Source organism: Rhizobium sp. N324, from assembly GCF_001664485.1.
GTDB lineage: Bacteria > Pseudomonadota > Alphaproteobacteria > Rhizobiales > Rhizobiaceae > Rhizobium.
The window spans coordinates 162,911-183,353 of sequence record NZ_CP013631.1 but is presented as its reverse complement, the minus strand read 5'-3'; the positions used below and the strand labels follow the sequence as shown (position 1 = coordinate 183,353).

Below are 20,443 nucleotides of genomic sequence, written 5' to 3'. Positions count from 1 at the left end.
CGCCGCCCGATTGCTGCGGCGGCCGTTTCATGTGGCCTTGTTTCATGTGGCCTGGGCCTCGATTAGCCGAAGAACGCACGGAGCTGAGCGAAAAACCCGCTTGGTTTGGGATCTGCCATCTTTCGCACCCGGCGAGCGATCGTTGCCGCGCTGACACGTTCACCAAAATGACAGAAGCAGACAAGCTCGTGCAATTCCCCGTCGCTGAGCTCGAAGAACCGCCTGGCCTCTCCATAGCTATCATTTTCCATTCCTGCCGCCCGCAGAATAGGATCAGCGAATGCGACAGAGATCGGGGTGTCGTCATCCCGCATGGCAATCCGATCTTCGATCGGCTGATATTCCGTTTCGTGAAGCGTCCTAAGAAACGGTCTGGGGCTGCGTTCGAGACTTTCGGCCCACCGTTCAATCCGTTCGCGCCGCGTTAATTCAAGGCGCTTGCAGGTCGTGCTGACCTTCGCAATCGTTTTCAACTGCTCCAGTGCATACTGTTCCATTTCGGCCTCCTATCTCTAAGAAAAATAGATGGTCCGCTCCCAAAAACAGCGTGGCTCAGGTCGCAGCCGATGTCCAATCACGATTGGAAACGGCATCTGCCGCTGATCGACCAGATGCGGATCAATGGGTGACAACCGGCGCAGGAACCCTACATTGCTCAAAGGATTTGATCGGAGGCCTGCAATCAAACCTTCTGAACCGATCCGGAAAACCGCCCGATTCCGGGGATCAACTCATGCCTGTCGGCAGCATGCTATCCGCAGCTTTCCGACTGTCGTCTTTGAGTTGCGCCCATGTCGTTTTCTCGGGCGCTGTTTTCCGCCGGGCATGGTTTTCTTGTGATGTTCAAGGCGCTCGTCACTGGCGACGGAACCGTTGGAAGGCCGACCGAAGATTCCAAGATGAATCGAAAGGAGGTTCTGGAGCCCGGAAACCAGCTCTTTGCGCAGCAAATCGGCGGATTGCGGCGGCGATGACGAGTGGAACGACAGGCCGGACCTATCGTCTCGCTCCTCCCCTCCATCAATCTGCCCCCGCCTGTTTGCGAAGTTCGAATATCGCCCGATGCGGCGTTGTGAATACCGGGCTGCAGAGGAGGCAGACCGGAGGAAAAGTTGTCATCGATTGCATCGGTTGCAGATCGAGGCATTCAACGAATGGGAGGAATCCATGAGCAAGAATAGAGGCGTCGTTTATTTGAGGCCGGGCAAGGTCGAAGTTCGCGACATCGACGACCCGAAGCTGGAAGCGCCCGACGGCCGCCGCATCGAGCACGGCGTTATCCTGAAGGTGATCTCGACCAATATCTGCGGCTCCGACCAGCATATGGTCCGCGGCCGCACGACGGCGATGCCGGGCCTGGTCCTCGGTCATGAAATCACCGGCGAGGTCATCGAGAAAGGCGTCGACGTCGAGATGCTCGACATCGGCGATATCGTCTCGGTGCCGTTCAATGTCGCCTGCGGCCGTTGCCGCTGCTGCAAGTCCCAGGATACCGGCGTCTGCCTCACCGTGAACCCGGCCCGTGCCGGCGGCGCTTACGGCTATGTCGACATGGGCGGCTGGATCGGTGGACAGGCACGCTACGTCACCATACCCTACGCCGATTTCAACCTGCTCAAAATCCCGGATCGGGACAAGGCGATGGCGAAGATCCGCGATCTCACCATGCTCTCCGACATTCTGCCCACCGGCTTCCATGGCGCGGTGCGCGCAGGCGTCGGGGTCGGCTCGACCGTCTATGTCGCGGGCGCCGGCCCTGTCGGCCTTGCGGCTGCGGCTTCGGCGCGCATCCTCGGCGCCGCGGTCGTCATGATCGGTGATTTCAACAAGGACCGCCTGGCGCATGCGGCGAAGGTCGGCTTCGAACCGATCGATCTTTCCAAGAGCGACCGTCTTGGCGATATGATCGCCCAGGTCGTCGGCAGCAACGAGGTGGACAGCGCCATCGACGCGGTCGGCTTCGAAGCACGTGGCCATTCGGGCGGCGAACAGCCGGCGATCGTCCTCAATCAGATGATGGAGATCACCCGCGCCGCAGGCTCGATCGGTATTCCCGGCCTCTACGTCACCGAGGATCCGGGCGCCGTCGACAATGCTGCCAAACAGGGCAATCTGTCGCTCCGCTTCGGCCTCGGCTGGGCCAAGGCGCAGTCTTTCCACACCGGCCAGACACCGGTGCTCAAGTACAATCGGCAGCTCATGCAGGCGATCCTGCACGACCGGCTGCCGATTGCCGATATCGTCAATGCCAAGGTTATCCCGCTCGACGATGCCGCCGCCGGCTATGAGAGCTTCGACCACGGCGCCGCGACGAAATATGTCCTCGATCCGCATGGAGAGGTCGCGAAAGCCGCCTAACGCCAGGGACTGAAGACCAAACTTGCAGCGCCGCGCATCTTTTCAGACGCGCGGCGCTGTAATATTTTGATGCTCTCAGTCAGAAGAATCTGTCGGCAAAACTACTGGATGCTGAACGGGAAGTATTTTGCGTTGATCATGTCATAGGTCCCGTCCGCCTTGATGCTCTTCAACGCTTCGTTCAAGCGTGTAAGACGTTCCTTGTCATCCAGGCGCAGCGCGATGCCGGCACCTTCGCCGAAATATGTGACGTCGACCAGATCCGGTCCTTTGAACTCGCAGCAGGTTCCCGCCTTCGTATTGGCGATCCAGTCGTAAATGGCGAGTTTGTCCTCCAGGATGATATCGACGCTGCCGTCCGACAGCCCCTTGTACAATTCAGGCGAAGACCGGAAGACCTTCTTTTTCATGTCGGGATAGAGATGGTTGGCGTAGGATTCCTGCGCCGTCGACGACGTCACCCCGAGGATTTTGCCGCTGAGGGCGGCGGGGCTGACATCGCTGATCGGCGAATCTTTCCGTGCAATGAACACCGACGGGCTGTTGTAGTATTTCTCCGTAAAGGCAACCTTCTGACGCCGCTCGAGGCTCATCGACATGGATGAGATGATCGCGTCGTATTTATCGGCAACCAGATTGGGGATGATATCGTCCCATTTCTCCATGATGAACTGGCAGTCGAACTTGCCGACCTCGCAAAGCGCGTTGGCGATATCGATGTCGAAGCCCTGAAGCTTGTTGTTGGCATCGAGATAGTTGAAGGGCGGAAATGCGCCTTCGACGGCAATTCGCATCGGCATCGGATCTTGCGCGGCCGCCGGGAATGGCGAGGCCGCGGCCAAGAAGATACCCAGCCCGCCCGCCATCAGCGCTCCGCGCACCATAGTCTGAAGGGATATGCGCAGCATCATCGGTAGCTCCTTGGGGCGTATTCGATCTCGCCGATTATGCGCCGTAGCTTTTAATTCTACGTGAACGCTTCTTTGCTAGCGTCGACGCATGCGCCCGTGTCGTGGTGTTCAGGGGTTTAGGCTTGCACATCGTTGTTCCTTCCAGCTCCAATACGTTTCAGCAATCCTGGATCGCCTCGGGAAGAATTCTCTTTCTGATCGCCATCAGCGGGCTGGGAGCGATTGGTCTCGTCGTTTTATCGGCGCTGTGGGCAGGAACCGAAAGCGATGCTGCCGCCCTCGATCGCCAGCGCCAGCTCGTCAATGCCCGGCTGCGGGAGCAGGTCGATCAGGTCGCGCATGTTATCGGCCAGTTCGGCAACGGCTATCTCACGCGCGTTTATCCCGCCGCCCGTTCGACCGGAGGCGCCTCCAGTCTCGATGCCGTCCTGACAGCGGCAGCCGGCAGTGCAATCAGCCAGACCGCAATGTCCGCCTTCGGCTACGACCAGGCTTTCGTCGTCGACGAGAAGGCCCAGCTGCTCATGCTGGCCGACGCCCAGACGGAAAAGCGTTATCGCTGGATGAAGCCTCTGTTTTTGCCTCTCCTTCAGGATGCCCGCCTTGGGGTGAGACAAGGGACGGCGTCCGAACGAATGCCGGCCTCGATGGAAAGCCGCTTTGCAAGCGCGGCCGGTTCCAACCGCGCCTTGGCCAATCTGATGCGGCTGGAAGGCCGCCCGACGATCGTCGGCGTCGTCGCCATCAACGACGCCGATCAGGGACGGCAGCAGCCGATGCGGCAATTCCTGATCGTCGTCCGGTTTATCGATGGAGCGGCGCTCGATGAATTGAGCCGGCAACAGGGGCTCAACGGCGCGCGCTTCGCGCGCACCGCCGATGCCGACGAGAACGAGGTTGCGTTTCAGATCGACGCGACGGCAAACGGCGAACCGATCGGCTTCATCGTCTGGCGGCCCGATCTTCCGGGGTCGAGGGTCATCGGCCGCTTGATGCCGGCGCTTTCGATTGCCGCCCTGGTGATCGCGGTCCTGTTCTCGGTTCTGCTCGTGCGCCTGCGAAGCAGTCTCGGCGAGTTGAAGAAAAGCGAGCTGCATGCACGCCAGCTTGCCTTGCATGACGTGCTGACCGACCTTCCCAACCGCGCCTTGTTTGCAATGCGGTTCGACGAGTGCCTCGCCGAGACCCGGAATTCGAGCGAACGCTCGGCTGTTGCGCTTCTCGACCTCGACCGCTTCAAAGCCGTGAACGACACGTTCGGCCATGCGGCCGGCGATGAGCTCATCAGGCTGGCTGCGGAGCGGATCCGCTCGATACTGCGTCCAGGCGACACGCTTGCCCGGCTCGGAGGGGACGAATTTGCCCTGCTTCTCCGTGACATCAAAGATCATGATCAGGTTTTGCCGGTAATCTGCGAAGCCATCGTTGCCGAACTTGGCAAGCCCTTCCCGCTTTTGCGGGGCGAAGCGGTCGCCCGCGTCGGCGGCTCGATCGGCGTGACCGTCGTGCCGGATGCCGGCCGGAATGCCGACGACATCATGCGCTATGCCGACGTCGCACTCTACGAGGCAAAGATGGGCGGCAGAGGTCAATGGCGCGTCTATTCGCCGTCCATGGACGGCGGCAGAAACGCGCGCGACATTCTCAAGAACGAATTGCGCGAAGTTCTCGCCAAAGGCACGGCCTCATCCGCTCGTCCCCGCTCGGATGCCGTTGCAAACCGGCCGGACTTCGGATCGCTCGAAGTCTATTACCAGACAGTGCACCGCGCCGAGGGCGGATATTCGGCCTCGGGCGCAGAGGCCCTGGTGCGCTGGCGTCACAGCCAGCGCGGCCTGTTGACGCCGGCGAGCTTCATCCCCGTGGCCGAGGAGGGCGGCCTCATCGACGCTCTCGGTTTCTGGGTGTTGCGCGAAGCCTGCCGAGCCGCCTGCGAATGGCCTGAGAACACCTTTGTTGCCGTCAACGTGTCCCCGGCCCAGTTGCGGCGGCCGAATTTCGCCGAGGAAGTCTTCACCGTGCTTCAGGAGAGCGGGCTGCCGCCGTCCCGGCTTGAGCTCGAACTCACCGAATCCTCGCTGATCGAGGACAACTCCGACATCTATTCGGTGCTGAAGTCGCTGCGCAGCCGAGGGATCCAGATCTCACTCGATGATTTCGGAACCGGCTTTTCATGCCTCAGCCACCTGATGCGCTTCGACATCGACCGCATCAAGATCGATCGATCCTTCGTCTCGCTGCTCGGCACAAAGGCCAACGGGGCAGCGATCATCGGCGCCATCGTCGCGCTCAGCCGCAACCTCGGTATCTCGACAACGGCGGAAGGGGTTGAAACCGAATATCAACGCGACTTTCTGGCCGCCCTCGGCTGCACCGACCTCCAGGGCTATTTCTTCTCCAAACCGGTTCCGCTTCGCGAACTCGACTGTTTCCGCGAACCTGAGACCGCCGCCGGAATGCTGACGATCGCTCCAGACGCCGTCGCCTGAAAAGGCTTCCGATCATCTCCCAGCCACGGGAACTTTCGCCGCAGGCGATGGTTGACGCCCGGAGAAGGGAGGATGTGATGGGCGAGATCGGCGAGTGGCGGCACCTTTGCGTCGACATGCAGCGGATGTTTGCCGAAGACACGCCTTGGCATGTTCCCTGGATGGCACGGGTCTCACCGCAGATCGAGGAACTCGCCGGGCGGCACCCCTCCCGAACGATCTTTACCCGCTTCCTGCCGCCCGATCATGCCGACGAGATGCCGGGGAAATGGCGGGATTATTACCGGAAATGGTGGATGATGACCGGCGAGCATCTTCCGCGCGACCTCGTCGATCTGGCCTCATCGCTGGCGTCACTGGTTCCGCCGGCAAGGCACTTCGACAAACGCACCTATTCTCCCTGGATCGACGGCCGCCTCCATCCGATCCTTCAGTCGGAGCATGTCGATACGCTTGTGATAACAGGCGGTGAAACCGATGTCTGCGTGCTTGCCACGACACTCGGCGCCATCGATCTCGGCTATCGTGTGATCGTGCTGAAGGACGCCGTCTGCAGCAGCGCCGACGACACCTACGACGCGTCGCTGGAACTTCTGCACGATCGGTTTTCCGTGCAGCTCGAACTGATGGAGGCTGAGGAGTTTTTGCGGGGCGTTGGCTGAAGCAGTTCCCGTCAGCGCACTCCCAGTTCGCGATGCGACCGTCGGAGTTTTGCGGGCGTGACGTGATAGGTGCGCCGGAACCAGTTCACCAGATGGGCGCAATCGGTAAAGCCGCATTCATAGGCAATCTGGGCGATCGACCGATCGCTGTTGAGCACCATCCATTTTGCCGCTTTCAACCGCATCTGGCGCCAATATTCGCCGGGAGCGACCTGCAGATGCTTCTGGAAAAGCCGGGAAAGCTCCCGTTCCGATGTGCCGACACTCGCCGCGATGTCGGCAAGCGAACAGAGCTCGTACATCTTCTGCCGCATCAGCCCGATCGCATTCGCCACGCGGCGGTCCCCGCACTTCATGCCGAGATCGGGCTCTTCGATCGCACCCTGCCGGTCGAAACCGTGATCGCCGAGAAGATAGTGAAACGCCTTATATGCGCGGGACTCCCCGCAGGCATTGGACACAAGATACATTGCGAGCTTGATCGAAGCCAATCCGCCGGGACAGGTTATGACATTTCCGTCAACCACGACAGGCCGGTCGGTGACGGGGATGATATCCGGAAAGGTCTGGCGCAGCAGCCCTGCCAGCGTGAAATGGACAGCGCATTTCTTCCCGGCAAGCAGGCCCGCCTCGGCGAGCACGAAACTTCCTGAGCAGTTGCCGGCCACCGGCACACTTTTGCGCGCAGCACCGGTGACGAAGTCGTAAAGTTCCGGCGGGATCCTGTGGTCGGCGTGCAGTATGCCTCCGTGCACGACGATGAAGTCATAGTCGCGTGGATCCCCATACGTTCTGCCCGGCGTCAGCTCCAGGCCGCAGCTCGAGCGTATCGGATCGAGAGTATGCGACAGCAGCTCCCAGTCACAGTAGATCCGCCGGCTGAAATCGCCTTCGTCGCCTGCGAGCCGGAGAAAATCCGTGAAGCAGGCAAGCGGCATCAGCGTGAAGTTCGGCGTGGCGACGACTCCCACCCTGAGCGGAGAGGTGATGTCGGGCGCCGGCTTGCTTGGCCCCAATTGAGAGTAGTCGCGCTGCAAACGAAGGTCCTCCGGGCCATCGAAATTGTCCTAAACGTACAATACTGCGGCAGCCAAGACAAATACCATCGATTTGCGTTGGGAGGCGAGGCGCCTGAGGCTTGGAAAACCGGCCTTCCCTCCCGCCAAGCAGCTATGCCAAAGCGCAAAAAGGGGAACACAATGAAAAATCTTCTCGCAATTTCGACGGTCGCGTTGATCGCCGGCATCGCATCCGACGCCAGCGCCTCTTGCGGCACCGTCACCGTTGCCAACATGAACTGGCAAAGCGGCGAACTTCTCGCCCATGTCGATAAGTTCATCCTCGAGCACGGTTTCGGCTGCCAGGTGGAGTTCGTGCCCGGCGATACCGTGCCGACGATCACCTCGATGGTGGAAAAGGGGCAGCCCGATATTGCCGGCGAGGCCTGGGTCGATCTCGTCCCGGAAATCGTCAAACGCGGCGTCGACGAGCGCAGAATTGTAAATATCGGACCGGCTTTGTCCGACGGTGGCATCCAGGGTTGGTATATACCGAAATTCATCGTCGACGCTCATCCCGAGATCAAGACGGTTGATGACGCCTTCGCCCATCCGGAGCTTTTCCCCGCACCCGAGAACACATCGAAGGGAGCGGTCTTCAACGGCCCGACAGGATCGGGCGGCTCGGTCGTCAGCGCCCAGCTTTTCAAGGCCTATGGCGGCGAAGCCAAGGGCTTCGAGCTCGTCGATCCCGGAACCCAGGCCGGCCTCGACGGCGCCATGGCGCGGGCCTATGAGCACAAGGAGGGCTGGATGGGCTATTACTGGTCGCCGACCGCCCTTCTCGGGAAATATTCCATGGTGCGTCTCGAAGCCGGTGTCCCGCATGACGCGGCGGAGTGGAAGCGCTGCAACACCGCTGCCGATTGTGGCGACCCCAGGAAGAACGAGTGGCCGAAGGACCATGTCGTGACGCTTGTCTCCGAGAAACTGGCGGAAAGCGGAAATGCCGGCGTGATAGACTATCTCCGCAAGCGCTCATGGGACAATCAGACCGTCAGTTCGGTCATGTCGTGGATGACCGATGCCCAGGCTGGCGGCGATGACGGCGCGATGCATTTTTTCGAGGAGCATCCCGAGATCTGGAAGTCGTGGCTGAGCGCCGACGTGGCGGAAAAAATCACAGCCGCCCTCTGAACTGCAATGTCGCCCGGAAGCGTGTAGCGGTTGCGGGATAGCGACATGCATAAGAACAAATAGCTGGTGCGCGGGTGTCGAGGCCCGCGCATCCGCACTGCAGCGTGAAACCCGCCAGGATTCCAGATGACGACCACCTTTCCGAAGACCTTCTCCGAGATCACGCTTGCCGGCCATAGGCTGCGCAACAGGATCGTGTTCGGCGCCCATACGGCAAACATGTCGGTGAATGGCCTGCCGGGCGATCAGACCACCGCCTATTACGTCGAGAGGGCGATTGGCGGGGCGGCGATGATCGTCGTCGAGCCGATGCCGGTCCATCCGGCGACCGTCCTGACGCGGGGCAATTTCCGGACATCGGACGACTCCGTCATTCCGGCGTTCAAGAGGCTGACCGAAAGCGTCAAGCAGCACGGGGCCGTCATCGTCCAGCAGCTTTATCATGTCGGCAGCCATGGCGATTCCGACCTTTCCTTTCACGCGCATTGGTCGCCCTCGGGAGGACCGAGCTATCACGACAGCGACGGCTCGCATGCGATGACGGAAGACGAGATCGAGGAAACCATCGAGGCTTTCGTCAAGGCGGCGCTGCGCTGTCGGGCGGCAGGTTTTGACGGCGTCGAGGTCTGGGCCGCCTATGGCGGTCTGCTCGATCAGTTCTGGACACCCTTCTATAACCGCCGCGAGGATCGCTGGGGTGGAAGTCTCGAAAACAGAACGAGATTCTCCGGGGAAGTCCTCAACCGCATCCGGCAGGCCTGCGGCCCGGACTTCATCATCGGCCTGACCGTCAGCGACGAGCCGGGCTGTCCCACCGCTCTCAATCGTGATCAGTTGACGGAGATCGTCGCCGGCCTCGATGAGGAGAGGCTGATCGATTACGTGACCTGCGGCTCGGGCGGATATTTCGACTATGGCAGCCTGATGCCGACCTTTCTCTATCCCGAGCGATTGGGTGTCGAGCTGTCGGCACGCCTGAAGCAGGTCGTGAGCCATGCGCTGGTGACGGCGGAGAGCCATATCCGAACACCGGAGAATGCGGAAATTACGCTCGGGGAGGGAGCGGCGGATCTGGTTTCGATCGTGCGCGGCCAGATCGCCGACCCGCATCTTGCCAATAAGGCGCGGTTGGGAACGCCCGAGGATATCCGCGGCTGTCTGTCCTGCAACCAGATGTGCTGGGGCCGGCGGTCGCGCGACTATTGGATCAGCTGCCTGATCAACCCCTCGGTCGGGCGCGAGGCCGAATGGGGAGGCGACCGGTTCGAACCGGTCGAAAATCCCCAATTCGTGCTGGTCGTCGGGGGAGGGCCGGCCGGATTGGAAGCGGCGCGTGTGGCCGCCGAAAGGGGCCATCGGGTTATCCTGGCGGAAGCCGCGGACCGGCTGGGCGGCGCCTTCCGCCTTGCCGGCGAGCAGCCAAGGCGGGCGCAGATACTGGACCTCATTTCCTGGTACGAAACCCGCTTCGAAAAACTCGGCGTCGAGGTTCGCTTCAACAGCTATATCGAAGGAAGCGATGTCGCCGACATCGGCGCCGACGTGGTGATCCTGGCGACCGGATCGGTGCCGCAGGAAACAGGCTTTCAGAAGGCCATGCCCGACCGGCCGTCGCTCGCCGGGATCGAACAAGGAAACGTCTTCTCCGCCGAAAGCGTCATGGCCCGCCAGGCAAGGCTCGGCAAACGTGTTGTCGTCGTCGACGAAACCGGCGGCTGGAAGGGCTGCGGCACGGCCTGGAAGCTTGCCGAGCAGGGGCACGAGGTCGTGCTCGTGACACCCGACGCACTCATCGGAAAGGAACTGCAGCGCACCTCCGCCGACGTTCCCCTGCGCCGCACGCTCAGCATGCTCGGCGTTCAGTTCCGAACGGAGACCAGCATAGAGAACTGGCAAGGCCACGCCGCAATCCTCGTCTCCCATCTGACCGGAAAGCGCGAGACGGTCGATGCCGACAGCCTCGTCTTCTCCACCACCAATGTTGCGGCCAACTGGCTCGCTATGGAGCTGGCTGAGCTCGCTATTCCCTTCGTCGAGATCGGCGACGGCGTGGCGCCAAGGCAGGCTCCCTATGCCTTCTACGAGGGACGGCGCGCCGGAATGGCGATCGGTACCGCAGAGGGCACGCGACACGACGAAACGGCGAAGATCTGCGCGGCATAGCCGGGGCGGACCGCGACCGGCCAATCACGCCCGGTCGCTTCCCCGTCGCTATTCCGCGGCTTCAATGAAGCGATGGCGTTCGTAAAGGAACTTCAGCACAGCCTCCCGGCATTTGAGATATGTCCGGTCGGAGGCGAGCTCGATGCGATTGCGGGGACGAGAGATGGTCACATCGAGCACTTCGCCGATGCCGGCCGCCGGGCCGTTGGTCATCATCACGATGCGGTCGGAGAGCAGCACCGCCTCATCGACATCATGCGTGATCATCACCATCGTGTTGCCGAGCCGGGCGTGGATTTCCATCACTGCGTCCTGAAGATGGGCGCGGGTCAGCGCATCCAGCGCGCCGAAAGGCTCGTCGAGCAGCAGGATTTTCGGCTCCATTGAAAGCGCGCGGGCAATGCCGACGCGCTGTTTCATGCCGCCGGAAATTTCCGAAGGCCGCCTATCCCTGGCATGCGCCATTTGCACAAGGTCGAGGTTGGCCATGACCCAGTCATGTCGCTCGGTCTTGGTCTTTGTTCGGTTGAAAAGTTTGGAGACGGCGAGATTGACGTTCTCGTAAACCGTCAGCCAAGGCAACAGGGAGTGGTTTTGGAAAACGACGGCGCGTTCGGGACCCGGTCCGTTGACCTCACGGTTTTCAAGAAGCACGGCGCCTGAAGAAACCGGCGTCAGGCCAGCAATCAGGTTGAGCAGGGTGGATTTTCCACAGCCCGAATGGCCGATGATCGAGACGAATTCGCCGGCTGATATCGTCAGGTTGATGTCCTTCAGCACTTCGGCGCGCACGCCGCTGCGATCGAAATATTTGTCGATATGATCGAGTTTCAGATAGGCATCCATCGGGACGTTCCTTAGTTGGCGGTGGCGCCGCGGGTGATGAGTTTGCCGAGCGCAGCCACCAGCTTGTCGAGGGCGAAGCCGACGACGCCGATATAGGCGAGCGCGACGATGATGTCCGGCAGGCGCGACGAATTCCATGCGTCCCAGATGAAGAAGCCGATGCCGACGCCGCCCGTCAGCATTTCGGCTGCGACGATGGCGAGCCAGGAGAGGCCGACGCCGATCCTGAGGCCGGTGAAGATGTAGGGGGCCGCCGAAGGCAGCATGATCTTCCAGAAAAACTCGAACTGGTTGAGCCGCAGCACCTCGGCGACGTTGCGGTAGTCCTGCGGGATATTGCGCACGCCGACGGCGGTGTTGATAATCACCGGCCAGATCGAGGTGATGAAGATAACGAAGATCGCTGAGGGGTTGGAATCCTGGAAGGCTGCGAGCGACAGCGGCAGCCAGGCGAGCGGCGGAACCGTTCGCAGCACCTGGAAGATCGGATCGAGGCCGCGCATCGCCCAAACCGATTGGCCGATGATCGCCCCGATGATAACCCCGATGATGGCAGCAAGACCGAAGCCATAGGCCACGCGTTGCAGCGAAATCAGCACGCGCCAGCCCAGCCCGATATCCTGCGAGCCGTTGTTGAAAAACGGATAGGCGATCAGGTCGTAGCTATCCTGCCAGACCCGATGTGGCGACGGTAAAGACGCATCCGGCGATGAACAGAGCACCTGCCAGACGAGCAGAATGAGTGCCATGACGATGGCTGGCGGAACGAGGTTGCGAAACGCGGCGATTGCCGCATGACGAACATCGATCCGCGATCCGTGCTTGCCGGAAAATGGCAGAACCTTTGCCGCCGGCATGGCAGCGGCGGCAGTGGAGGGGTTTTCTTGATTTGCCAGGGCGGGCATCGACGTGCTCCTCACGGGAATGGATGGCCGGCGCGCCGCTGGCGCGCCGGAGGCGAGATCAGGAGACGGCCTTGATCGAAAGGCTGTCGAGATAGGCGGAGGGATTTTCGGGATCGAAAACCTTGCCGTCGAAGAAGGTCTCCTTGCCACGAGACGACGATGCGGGAATATCGGCCGCCGCGACGCCGAGATCCTTGGCGGCCTCGCGCCAGACGTCCTCGCGGTTCACCTGGTTGACCAGCGCCTTGATGTCGGTCGTACCAGGCAGATTTCCCCAGCGGATGTTTTCCGTCATGAACCAGGTATCGTGGCTCTTGAACGGATAGGAGGCACCGTCTTTCCAGAACTTCATGTAGAGGTCGGTAGCCTTGACCTCGCGGCCGTTGCCATAATTGATGTCGCCCTTGAGGCGGCCGAGCACATCCTTGGTCGGAACGTTGAACCATTGGCGTTTGCCGAGAATCTCAGCCATTTCCGCCTTGTTATCCATGCTCTCGCACCATTGCTGAGCCTCCATGACAGCCATCAGCAGGGCCTTGGCAGCGTTGGGATTCTTTTCGATCCATTCGGCGCGCAGCCCCAGCGCCTTTTCGGGATGCCCCTTCCAGAGCTCGCCGGTGGTCGCCGCGGTAAAGCCGATGCCCTGGTTGACGAGCTGCTCGTTCCACGGCTCGCCGACGCAGAAGACGTCCATGTTGCCGACCTTCATATTGGCAACCATCTGCGGCGGCGGCACGACGATTGTGGAAACGTCCTTGTTCGGGTCGATGCCACCGGCGGCGAGCCAGTAACGGATCCAGAGGTCGTGGGTGCCGCCGGGGAAGGTCATGGCGGCCTTGATCTCCTTGCCCTCAGCCTTCTTCTTCTCGAAGGCGGCCTTCAGCCTGGAGGCATCGAGCTGCACGCCGGTTTCGGCATATTCCTTGGCGACGGAAATGCCCTGGCTGTCGAGGTTGAGCCGGGCGAGGATCGCCATCGGCACCGGCTTGTTGTTCTGGGTCACCTTGCCGGTATGCATGAGATAGGGGAGCGGCGAGAGGATATGGGCGCCGTCGATGCCGTTCGCTGCGCCGCCCAGCACCAGATTATCGCGGGTCGCGCCCCAGGAAGCCTGTTTGGCCACATCCGTTTCCGGAAGGCCGTGCTTGTCGAAAAAGCCCTTTTCTTTAGCGATGATCAGCGGTGCGGAATCCGTGAGCGCGATAAAGCCGAGCTTGACGCCTTTCACTTCAGGGCCCGTCCCGGCGGCAAAAGCGCCGGAGGGAAAGGCCGTCTTGACGGCGCCGATGAGGGCGGCCGTCGCGGTCGTCTTGAGCATGCTGCGGCGGGTTATGCCGGTGGTCGAAATTCCAGTCGTCGAAGTCTTTGTCATGCGCAGGTTCCCTCTGCTGGCCGAATTTGGACACAAAAAAACGCCGCCGGAAATTACGTCCAGGGATGGGAGTACCCTGGAGTGCAAAGACCTTGCGACGTCGGTGTCTGTGCAGGCGCTTATGCCGCGCCTATCCGCGCCGGTCGCCGTTGACCGATGCTGCTTAGGACTTGCAATCAGCGTGCCAGTCCTGAAAGCTTGGGATAACAGCCTGAAACTACAGGAGATATTTCACAAATCCGCAAATGATTATATTTTAGGCACACACACAGCGCGCCGATGTTTTAGGCGATCACTGCTATGCCCGCAGTCGCGGGTGCGCCTATTTGTGCAGTGCACACGCGCCGTTTCGGTTGCCGGGCAGGTATGATCAAGCCGAAATCGGCGCTCCAATCATCGGTCTTGCCAAAGGACGGAGAGGCCTTGGAAAAATGCCCATGGCAAGGCCCGCTGCCACTCGGTTCGCGAGGGCGGTCCGGACCGCGAGAGGTCGCGGCTTTTCTCGTCAAGTCGCCACGAGGTGGTCTCTCGAAACTTGCTCGATCGTCGTCACGCCGAGCAGGGCCATATTGCTATGGAGCTCAGCCTTCAGGATGTCCGCCGCCCTCAATACGCCGGGCAGACCGGCAATGGCCGCCGCATAAAGGAACGGTCGCCCGACAAACACGAACCGTGCTCCCAGCGCCAAGGCCTTGATGATATCGGTTCCGCGGCGAAAGCCGCCGTCGATCATGACTGGGATCTTGTCGCCCAGACGCTCCACGATCTCGGGAAGCGCCGCCAGAGGAGAGATGGCGCCATCGAGCTGGCGGCCGCCATGATTGGACACGATCACCCCGTCAGCCCCTGCCTCGGCGGCCCGCGCCGCATCGTCCGGATGAAGAATGCCCTTGACGATCAGCTTGCCGCTCCAGCGGTTGCGGATGCGCTCGAGATGGCTCCAGTTCAGATGGTCTCTCCGGCCAAAGTCCCGCGTGACGTTCGAGGCGATGATGGGTGCGCCTCTGGTCGCGTAGGAGTTTTCAAAATGCGGAATGCCATGGCGGGCGATCGTGCGCAAAAATGTCCCGATGGTCCATTGCGGGTGCGAGACACCCTGCCAGGCCAAAGCGAGGCTCGGCCGCAGAGGCGTCGAGAAACCAGCCCGGATATTGTTTTCCCGGTTCGGGAGCGTGGCGGTATCGACGGTCAGCAACAAGGTGTTAAAGCCTGCCGCGGCAACTCGATCCACCAGCGCATCGATGCGCTCGGGCTCACCGGGCAGGTAGGCTTGGAACCAGGTCGCGGGCGCGGCGGCAATAACCTCCTCGAGCCGAATGAGCGAGGATCCGCTCATGATCATCGGAATGCCGACCTGCGCTGCGCCGGCGGCAAGAACAATGTCGCCGCGATAGGCCATGAGCGCGCTGATCCCCATTGGCGCGATCCCGAATGGGGCGGCATAGGTCTGACCGAATAAGGTCGTCTCCATGCTTCGCTTCGACACGTCCTGGAGAATACGCGGTCGAAACGCATAAGCCTGAAAGGCTTCGACATTCTTTCGCAGCGATGCGTTGGTTTCGCTGCCACCGGAAATATAGCCGTAGAGCGGCTTTGGCAGATGCCGTTTTGCCTTTGGCTCGAAGTCATCAAGGCAGAGCATAGCCTGCGCCAGCCGGGTCGACCGACGGGAGTCAGGGCTGCTTACTTTCATGGGCTTGCTCCGTTGGATTACAGACGAATTGTTTCCTTGGAGAGGGCGGTGAATGCCATTGCATCCACCGCTACCGACCGTCAGCCTCCCCGCAGCTTCAATCTTCGCTTGCCTCGAATGCTTTCTTGCGACCCTTCCGAATGGACGGAAATAACAAGGTAACCAGCATACCGGCGCTAATCAACAGACCGCACGATGCTCTATCGCTCGAATGGTTCGCCGAGCGAAGCGACACCGTTCAGTTTCAGCAGGCGACGGTCGGCGGAGATGATGCCGAGCACGATGATAGTGACGAGATAGGGCAGGCTCGATAGCAGCTGCGAGGGAACGTCCAGTCCGGTTGCTTGGGCCGCAAGCCCCATCAGCGAGACCGCGCCGAAGAGGCAGGCGCCGAGGAAGATACGGCCGGTGAGCCAGGTCCCGAAGACGACGAGGGCAATGGCGATCCAGCCGCGTCCGGCGATCATCCCGTCAGCCCAGAGCGGTGTGTAGACGACCGCCGCATAAGCGCCGGCGAAGCCGGCCATCGCGCCGCCGAAGGCGATGGCGAGGATACGGACCGATATCACCGAATAGCCGATGGCGTGGGCCGCCTTCGGGTTCTCGCCGACGGCGCGGACGATGAGACCAAGCTTGGTGTAGGCAAGTATGGCCCAAAGAGCCAGCGTCGCAGCGAGCGAGATCCACACGACGATGTCCTGGACGAAAAGGCCACCGATCACCGGCAGTTCCGACAGCGCTGGAAGAGCAAGCTTTGGAAGACCCTTGACCGTCAGGCTTTCATAGGTCTTGCCGAAGAGGGCCGAGAGGCCTTGGCCAAGAATGCCGATGGCAAGGCCGGCGGCCACCTGGTTTGCCCGGAACCCGAGCGTGACAAAGGCAAAGAGCAGAGAAAGGGCGGCGCTGCCGAGCCCTGCGACGATGAAGCCGAGAAAATGTCCGCCGCCATGATAAACGACGATGAAGGCGAGCACGGCGCCAAGGGCCATCAATCCCTCGACCCCGAGGTTGAGGACACCGGCGCGCTCGGCCACCAATTCGCCGAGCGCCGCCAGAAGAAACGGTGTCGCAGCCGCAAGCATGCCGGCAAAAATGAACTCGATGGCGTTCATGACACGCTCCGCTGGGCGGAGCGAGGCCATTCGAGACGATAACGCACGAAGGCGACGGCGATCAGGTAGGCGAGCAGCAGACTGCCCTGGAAGACACGGACGGCGGCGATCGGCAGGCTGGCCGAGACCATGGCATTGTCGCCGCCGATATAGATAACCGCCATGACCAGCGCCGAGACCACGATACCGATGGGATGCAGGCCGCCGAGATAGGCGACGATGATGGCCGCATAACCGTAGCCGCTCGCGACCGAACGCTGCAGCTGGCCGAGCGGACCGGCAACTTCGGCGGCGCCGGCAAGACCGGCAGCAAAACCGCCGATCAGCAGCGAAAGCCAGATCGCCCAACCTTCCCTGAAGCCGGCGTAGCCGGCAGCTCGCGGCGCCAGACCGCCGACCTGCAGCTTGTAACCGATGAAACTCCTCTGCATGAAGACCCAGGCCGCAACCGACAAACCGAGGGTGATGAGGAAGGAGACGTTGACTCGCGTGCCGGCAATCAGGGTCGGCACCATCGCATCTGACTGGAACATCACCGACTGGGGGAAATTAAAGCCGTTCGGATCCTTCCAGGGCCCGAGCAGCAGATAGTTCAACAATTGCGCCGCAACGAGGCTCAGCATCAGCGAAACGAGGATCTCATTGGCATTGAGGCGCACGCGCCAGAAGGCGGTGAGAGAAGCCCAAATCGCGCCGCCGATGGCGCCGAGCAGCAGCATCGCCGGCCAGATCCACGGGCCCGACGCCTGGGGAAACCAGACCGGAATGGCGGAGGCGAAGATCGCGCCAAGGATAAACTGGCCCTCGGCGCCGATATTGAAAACCTTGGCGCGAAAGCCGATTGCCAGCCCTTGGGCGATGAGGAGGAGGGGGCCAGCCTTTAACAGAACTTCCGAAAATGAAGCCCAGGAGAGGAAGGGCTCGAAAAGCATCGCATAGACGACCGCGGCGGGGTCGCGGCCCATCAAGACGTAAAGGCCGAGATTCAGTGCGATCGCCCCCCCGAGCGCGATGACGGGGGCGCCCAAGGCCGCGGCCAGCGAGGCGCGCTCCCGGCGGACCAGAGTGGGAAGGGAAGTAGGGAACCAGACGCTCATTATTGAACTTTCTCGGGCGAGGCATCGGCCCCGATCATGTATCGGCCGATCTCCTCGGGCTTGGTGTCCCGCGTTGCAAGCGGCGGGCTGAGCCGGCCGTGATGCAGCACCTGGATGGAATCGCAGAGTTCGAACAATTCTTCCAGTTCCTCGGAAATGACGAGGATCGCCATGCCCTGATTGCGCAATGCGACCAGGCGGCTGCGGATGGCGGAGGCAGCGCCGACATCAACGCCCCAGGTCGGCTGCGCCACGAAAAGCAATTTCGGAGACAGCATGATTTCGCGACCGACAATGAACTTCTGCAGGTTGCCGCCGGACAGGGTGCCGGCTTCCGCATCCGGGCCGGATGTGCGAACATCATACCGACGGATACACTCCTTGGTGAACGTCATCGCCCTTGCCCTTTCGATCAGACCACGCCGTAAAAGCTTGAGCGGATGGGCCGTCAGCAGGCTGTTGAGAACGAGCGACATTTCGGGCACGGCGCCGCGTCCGAGCCGGTCTTCCGGAACGAAGGCAAATCCGAGCTGCCGCCGCGCGGCGGCATCGAGCCTGCCGACATCCATTCCCATCATGTAGATCCGGTCGCGTTGGTCACGCCCCAGCATGGTCTCGCCTGAAATCAGCGCGGCAAGCTCACTTTGGCCGTTGCCCGAAACACCGGCGATCCCGAGGATTTCGCCGGCACGCACCTCGAGGCTGAGGCCGGAGAGCGGCACCGCAAAGGGATCGTCGGGCCGGTGGTCCAAACCAATGATCTCCAGCCGCTTTTCCCCGCCAGACAGCGGCAGCGCCGAGATGGGTGCGGGCATATCGCGGCCGATCATCATCCGGGCAAGGTCATGGGCATCGTGCTCGCGCGGATCGACATCCCCGGTCACGCGTCCGCCGCGCAGGATCGTCGCGCGGTCACAGATTGCCCGAATTTCTTCGAGCTTGTGGGAAATCAGCAGGATGGAAACGCCGCCGTCGCGCAGCCGACGCAGGGTGTCGAAGAGCGTCTCCACCAATTGCGGCGGCAGGACCGAGGTGGGCTCGTCAAGGATCAGCAGCTTCGGATTGGCCATCAGGCTTCGGATGATCTCCACCCGTTGCCGTTCACCGACCGACAGCGCATGCACATGAGCAAGCGGATCGACTTCGAGACCGAACTCCCGTCCAAGCGTGCGGATACGTTCCTTGAGATCAGCTTTTCGGCCCGGCACCACCAGCTGAATATTCTCGATCACCGTCAAGGTCTCGAACAGCGAAAAGTGCTGGAAGACCATGCCGATGCCCTTGCGCCGCGCCTCCGCGGGTGAGGCGAGGCGCAAGGGTGTACCTTCCCAGACGACATCTCCGTCATCCGGCTGCTCGACACCGTAGATCAGCTTCATCAGCGTCGATTTTCCCGCCCCGTTTTCTCCGAGGATCGCATGGATCGATTGCGGGGCCACGTCCAGATCGATTGCCCGGTTGGCGTGGATCTGACCGTAGCTTTTCGAAATGCCACGCAGCGACAGGAGCGGGGTGGTCATGAATTATTTCGGCAGCGGCGTCGAGACGCCCTTGACGTGCCAATTCATGGCGATGATCTCGGGGTCGGCCATGGTTGCGCCCGAGGCGGCACCTTCGCTGCCATCGGCCTTGGTGATCGGCCCGGTGAAGGGGGAGAAGCTGCCGCCGGCGATCTTTGCCTCGATCTCTTTGATCTTGGTCATCACGTCGGCCGGAATATCAGGGTTCCAGTCGACCACTTCGACGACCTTGTCGGCGACGCCGAGGAACGCATTGGCCCCCTTGAACGTACCGGCGAGATGGGCATCGACCGAAGCCTTGAAGAAGGGCGACCAGTCCGTCGAGATGCAGCCGAGATAGGTTTTCGGTGCATACTTCTTCATCGAGGAGTTGAGGTTGAAGGCGTAGACGCCGGCGTCTTCGCAGGCCGATATGACCGATGGCGTATCCTGGGCATTGGAGAAGATCACGTCGCATTTCTGCGCGATCAGCGCCTTGGCTGCCTCCTGCTCCTTGGCCGGGTCGAACCAGGAATTGACCCAGACGACGGAGACTTCGATATCCGGCTTTACCGCCTGGGCGCCGAGCGTAAAGGCGTTGATCGAGGTAATGAGTTCGGGAATGGCAAAGGCCGAGACGGAGCCGAGCTTGCCGGTCTTGGAAAGTGCTGCCGCGGCCATGCCGAGCAGATAGGTGCCCTGGAAATACTTGGCGGCGAACGGCGAGAAATTGGGAGCAACCTGGAAGCCGGAGGCATGCAGGACCGTCACGCTCGGATCACGGCGGGCGATCTGCAAGGCGCCGTTCTGATAGCCGAAGGAGCCGGCGATCAGGAACTTGTTTCCGTCGGCGACGGTCTTGGTCATGATGCGGTCGGCGTCCGGGCCTTCGGCGATATTCTCAAGCACGGTGACCTTCACCTTGTCGCCGTAAGCGGCCTTGATCGGCTCGAGGCCGGCGGCAAGGGCGTGCCCCCAGCCGACATCGCCGATCGGCGAAGGGACGACGAGCGTGATGCCGAGCGGCTGGTCGGCGGCGAAAGCCATGCGGCTGCCGAGCGCGCCGGCAAGGCCGGTGGCGGCAGCGGCCGTCATCAGGTTTCTGCGGGTCAGTTTGGTCATGTTCTCAGTTCCCTCTTTT

General features: G+C 61.5%; 16 protein-coding genes. 5 read left to right on the top strand and 11 right to left on the bottom strand.

Translation table 11 applies throughout. The features are described from left to right. Positions 1 to 62: 62 nt before the first annotated feature. The gene (locus tag AMK05_RS23145) at positions 63 to 497 is read right to left on the bottom strand and encodes a hypothetical protein (RefSeq protein ID WP_064841648.1); all 435 of its coding nucleotides are present in this window, start codon (positions 495 to 497) and stop codon (positions 63 to 65) included. A 670-nt stretch (positions 498 to 1,167) separates the two neighbouring features. On the opposite strand from AMK05_RS23145, the gene fdhA reads away from it, so the two are divergent. Then, positions 1,168 to 2,358, top strand: coding sequence for a formaldehyde dehydrogenase, glutathione-independent (gene fdhA / locus AMK05_RS23135; RefSeq protein ID WP_064841772.1), 1,191 nt, complete (start codon positions 1,168 to 1,170; stop codon positions 2,356 to 2,358). A gap of 101 nt (positions 2,359 to 2,459) precedes the next feature. Here fdhA and AMK05_RS23130 read toward each other — a convergent pair whose 3' ends face one another. After that, on the bottom strand, positions 2,460 to 3,266 hold the full coding sequence (locus AMK05_RS23130) for a transporter substrate-binding domain-containing protein (RefSeq protein ID WP_064841771.1): 807 nt from the start codon (positions 3,264 to 3,266) through the stop codon (positions 2,460 to 2,462). Positions 3,267 to 3,370: 104 nt separating this feature from the next. Between AMK05_RS23130 and AMK05_RS23125 the strand changes: the two genes are divergently transcribed. Further along, positions 3,371 to 5,758, top strand: coding sequence for a putative bifunctional diguanylate cyclase/phosphodiesterase (locus tag AMK05_RS23125; RefSeq protein WP_171899844.1), 2,388 nt, complete (start codon positions 3,371 to 3,373; stop codon positions 5,756 to 5,758). 77 nt (positions 5,759 to 5,835) lie between these two features. Further along, positions 5,836 to 6,420 carry a cysteine hydrolase family protein gene (locus AMK05_RS23120; RefSeq protein ID WP_064841645.1) on the top strand — a complete coding sequence of 195 codons (585 nt, stop codon included), beginning with the start codon at positions 5,836 to 5,838 and terminating at the stop codon, positions 6,418 to 6,420. 11 nt (positions 6,421 to 6,431) lie between these two features. Here the strand turns inward: AMK05_RS23120 and AMK05_RS23115 are convergent, their stop codons facing one another. Continuing rightward, on the bottom strand, positions 6,432 to 7,457 hold the full coding sequence (locus AMK05_RS23115; protein WP_064841644.1) for a GlxA family transcriptional regulator: 1,026 nt from the start codon (positions 7,455 to 7,457) through the stop codon (positions 6,432 to 6,434). A 162-nt stretch (positions 7,458 to 7,619) separates the two neighbouring features. Here AMK05_RS23115 and AMK05_RS23110 point away from each other — a divergent pair, with 162 nt between their 5' ends. Both AMK05_RS23110 and AMK05_RS23105 read left to right on the top strand, forming a co-directional pair. Beyond that, positions 7,620 to 8,615, top strand: coding sequence for a glycine betaine ABC transporter substrate-binding protein (locus AMK05_RS23110; protein WP_064841770.1), 996 nt, complete (start codon positions 7,620 to 7,622; stop codon positions 8,613 to 8,615). A gap of 126 nt (positions 8,616 to 8,741) precedes the next feature. After that, entirely contained in the window at positions 8,742 to 10,778 is a 2,037-nt protein-coding gene (locus AMK05_RS23105) for an oxidoreductase (RefSeq protein ID WP_064841643.1), read from the top strand. 48 nt (positions 10,779 to 10,826) lie between these two features. Here AMK05_RS23105 and AMK05_RS23100 read toward each other — a convergent pair whose 3' ends face one another. From AMK05_RS23100 to AMK05_RS23065, 8 genes are all read right to left on the bottom strand, one after another. Further along, positions 10,827 to 11,624, bottom strand: a complete 798-nt coding sequence (locus tag AMK05_RS23100) for an ABC transporter ATP-binding protein (protein ID WP_064841642.1) — start codon at positions 11,622 to 11,624, stop codon at positions 10,827 to 10,829. 11 nt (positions 11,625 to 11,635) lie between these two features. Beyond that, the gene (gene ntrB / locus AMK05_RS23095; RefSeq protein WP_064841641.1) at positions 11,636 to 12,529 is read right to left on the bottom strand and encodes a nitrate ABC transporter permease; all 894 of its coding nucleotides are present in this window, start codon (positions 12,527 to 12,529) and stop codon (positions 11,636 to 11,638) included. A gap of 58 nt (positions 12,530 to 12,587) precedes the next feature. Next, complete coding sequence (locus AMK05_RS23090; protein ID WP_064841640.1) at positions 12,588 to 13,901, bottom strand: CmpA/NrtA family ABC transporter substrate-binding protein; 1,314 nt, start codon at positions 13,899 to 13,901, stop codon at positions 12,588 to 12,590. 505 nt (positions 13,902 to 14,406) lie between these two features. Next, the gene (locus tag AMK05_RS23085; RefSeq protein ID WP_064841639.1) at positions 14,407 to 15,594 is read right to left on the bottom strand and encodes an alpha-hydroxy acid oxidase; all 1,188 of its coding nucleotides are present in this window, start codon (positions 15,592 to 15,594) and stop codon (positions 14,407 to 14,409) included. A 200-nt stretch (positions 15,595 to 15,794) separates the two neighbouring features. Continuing rightward, positions 15,795 to 16,706 carry an ABC transporter permease gene (locus tag AMK05_RS23080; protein ID WP_064841638.1) on the bottom strand — a complete coding sequence of 304 codons (912 nt, stop codon included), beginning with the start codon at positions 16,704 to 16,706 and terminating at the stop codon, positions 15,795 to 15,797. Beyond that, positions 16,703 to 17,803, bottom strand: coding sequence for an ABC transporter permease (locus tag AMK05_RS23075; protein ID WP_064841637.1), 1,101 nt, complete (start codon positions 17,801 to 17,803; stop codon positions 16,703 to 16,705). The genes AMK05_RS23080 and AMK05_RS23075 overlap by 4 nt, the downstream gene beginning before the upstream one ends. Continuing rightward, a complete protein-coding gene (locus AMK05_RS23070) occupies positions 17,803 to 19,323 on the bottom strand; it encodes an ABC transporter ATP-binding protein (protein WP_064841636.1) in 1,521 nt (506 codons plus the stop codon). Before AMK05_RS23070 ends, AMK05_RS23075 begins: the two co-directional genes overlap by 1 nt. Before the next feature lie 3 nt (positions 19,324 to 19,326). Then, a complete protein-coding gene (locus AMK05_RS23065) occupies positions 19,327 to 20,424 on the bottom strand; it encodes a BMP family ABC transporter substrate-binding protein (RefSeq protein ID WP_064841635.1) in 1,098 nt (365 codons plus the stop codon). Positions 20,425 to 20,443: the final 19 nt, after the last annotated feature.